The organism is Neisseria sp. P0021.S005 (assembly GCF_051956955.1).
The window spans coordinates 1-2997 of the sequence record NZ_JBQCWY010000372.1 but is presented as its reverse complement, the minus strand read 5'-3'; the positions used below and the strand labels follow the sequence as shown (position 1 = coordinate 2997).

Here is a 2997-nt window from a genome sequence, read left to right as displayed (position 1 = left end):
GTCCAACTTAATAAAACCTTCCGGCAAATCAGCAACCTGATAGGCTGTCATTACTTTAATATCATCACGGATAACATCAGCAACGCGATTCATGGTTTTCTATCCTCCTGAGATAAAGTATTTAGAATAATAGCACAATCTTTATTAAATATATATATTAATAAGACTATAAAACAAGATAAAGTTTCATTCGTTTGAAGAAAAAACAATAAATCCTTTCTTCAGCATCTTTAAGCAATATTCTTGGCTTACCCCGCCTTTTTAGCGGTATAATTTTAAGTTTTCCAGTACGGCTTTACGCCCTCAATATTGTGAACAATACACGCTCCCCATTACCTTATCTTGCAACTTCCATAAGCCTTATCCTGCTGATTCTGCTTTCCTTGTCATGGGAATTGTGGATCGCGCCATTGCGCGAAGGCGGCTCATGGCTGGCACTGAAAGCCCTGCCGCTGTGCCTGCCGTTGACCGGCATTTTGAAAAAACGCATCTACACTTATCAATACAGCTCCATGCTGATTCTGATTTACTTTGCCGAAGCCTGTATGCGCCTGGCTGACACAGCCGTCGCCAGCCGGATTTGCGCCGCCGTTTCTGTATTATTGTGCATTGCCTTTTTCCTCGGCTGCCTTGCATTTATCAAACAACAAAAACACACATCAAAATGACCTACCACACTCTTTCAGACGGCCTGACTGAATCTTCAGTAAAAACCTTTTGGCCTTTATGGCTCAGTTTTCTTTGGATTTGCGCCGTCCCTTTTCTCTCGCTCTACCGAGTCGGTCCACTGCCCAGCTTTTATTTGGAAGCCATCTCTCTGAGCGGCTCATTGGTACTGACTTTGATTAGCGCACACAAAAGTCTGCTGAATATCCGCCTTCCTGCACTCAGTATCGGCTTGTTTGCCATGGCCGCATTTTGGTCGCTCCAAGCGCGCCTCATGTATTCCACCTACCCCGGCATGAGCGATATTACCGCCTGGACCTTTGTTATTTTGGCACTGGGCGCATGGTCGGTGCGGGGCTGGGTAGCAGCTTACGGACAGGAACGCGTCGTCAGCATCTTTGCTTGGTCTTTATTGATAGGTGCAACCATACAGGCCGTCATCGTCTGGCTGCAATTTAAAGGCTGGTCTAACGTAGAGTGGTTGAACGGCATCATTGCCCGAAGCAGCGGTACCGTAAACGGCCAACTCGGCCAGCGCAATCATTTGGGACATTATTTAATGTGGGGCATTTTGGCGGCATCCTATTTATGGACGGCGCGCAAAATGTCCAATACAGCAGGTTTTCTGTTTGTATTGGCATTGACTGCGACCCTCGGCCTTGTCAACTCGCGCACCATCTTAGGCTACATTGCCGCCCTATTCCTGATTACGCCGTTATGGTTTTGGCGTACCCGTTTCCAACACAAACGCGCACTGTGCATTTTCCTTCTGACCGCCATCCTGGCCGCCGCTTTCCAATTCGGCATGGGCAGCCTGTTGGATTTGTTTGGCAACATCAAATACGAAACCGCCGTCGAACGCGCAGGCACCAGCGGTTTTGAAGGCTCCATGCGCCAAATCGAATGGAGCAAGGCATGGATTGCCTTTCAATCCGCACCTTGGTTCGGTCACGGCTGGAACAGCTTTGCCCAGCAAACCTTTCTGATCAATGCCCAGCAACAATATTTCCCCAACAATATCCTCGGCGTACTGTTTACCCATTCGCACAATATCGTCATGCAGTTGCTGTCCGAAATGGGCATTGCCGGCACCTTGCTGGCAACCTTAACCCTGCTTGCAGCCGTATGGCGACTATCAGGCCGCAACCAAACACCGGCTTCCCTATTTTTGCTGACTGCCGCCGCCGTCAGCCTCTGCCACAGCATGCTCGAATATCCGCTTTGGTATATCTACTTCCTTACCGTATTCAGCCTGATTCTGTCGCTGACACCTTCTTATCCGAAAGATGTTTCAGACGGCCCTTTATCTACCCGAATCAGACAATGGACAGGCGGTATAGCTGCTTTATCGATTTTAATCGGCATGGCAAACCTCAGCTGGGAATATCAAAATCTGACCCAATATAGCCGTGTAGGGAAAACCGACGATCCGCAAACAGTTCAAAACAAAATTGACGGCTTGCAGCAGCTCTCCAAAGAAAGCCCCATGCTTGCCTATTACGCCGATTTAAGTTTGAGCAGACGTGCCGACCCGACCGATGCCTACATCCGCCCATGGGCGGAAGAAGCCGCACTCAAAGCCCTGACCTACCGCCCCTACTCCAGCGCCTACCAAGTCGGCCTTTACCTCTATCGACAAGGTAAAAAAGAAGAAGGTGCGCAATGGATGCAGGCAGTGCAATATTATTACCCCTATATGATGTATTTCTACGCCGACAAAATACGCAGCCATCCGGCATTCGCCCCACTACTGCCCAAACTTTTGTCTGATTGCAAAGATTTCATCAATGCACCGAAACACCAAACTGCCAAATCTTGTGATAAACCCTAAACAAAACACACTCAATTGTCAGTTTGTCCTTACAGGCCGTCTGAAAATGTAAAGAGCGACAAGTTTCTATGCAAAAAAGCGCAAAAGCACAGAAAATTACGCTATCAACAAAAGCAGATTGCATGTTAAGATTGAATACAACTCTATTTTAATCGCCGCACCGCCTATTTAGTGCTACGGCGCATACAATCACGAAAAGGAAATTCCATGAGTCGCGTATTACTCGTAGATGACGATGCCCTCTTGACCGAATTGCTGACCGAATACCTGACTGCCGAAGGCCTCAACGTTCACAGCGTTCCTGACGGCGAAGCCGGCGTTCAAGAAATTCTGACCGGACAATACGATGTCGTCGTATTAGACTCCATGATGCCTAAAATGAACGGTTTGGACGTATTGAAAAACGTACGTACCCAAAGCACTGTACCCATCATCATGCTGACTGCAAAAGGTGACGACATCGACCGCATTATTGGTTTGGAAATGGGTGCGGACGATTA

The 2997-nt window shown here is 47.9% G+C and carries 3 protein-coding genes; all 3 read left to right on the top strand.

Annotated elements, in window-relative coordinates; all coding sequences use genetic code 11:
- Window positions 1-311: 311 nt before the first annotated feature.
- Window positions 312-668 (top strand): DUF2069 domain-containing protein, encoded by a 357-nt coding sequence (locus ACTHUE_RS14325; protein ID WP_049336736.1) that lies wholly within the window; start codon window positions 312-314, stop codon window positions 666-668.
- Window positions 665-2497 (top strand): PglL family O-oligosaccharyltransferase, encoded by a 1833-nt coding sequence (locus ACTHUE_RS14320; RefSeq protein WP_219088835.1) that lies wholly within the window; start codon window positions 665-667, stop codon window positions 2495-2497. Before ACTHUE_RS14325 ends, ACTHUE_RS14320 begins: the two co-directional genes overlap by 4 nt.
- Window positions 2498-2704: 207 nt before the next feature.
- Window positions 2705-2997, top strand: a 293-nt coding sequence (locus ACTHUE_RS14315) for a response regulator (protein ID WP_440423820.1), incomplete at its 3' end; no start/stop codon positions are given.

Bases quoted from the DNA above. Each gene is read 5' to 3' on its own strand.
- ACTHUE_RS14320 (WP_219088835.1), top strand. From the start codon at position 665: ATGACCTACCACACTCTTTCAGACGGCCTGACTGAATCTTCAGTAAAA.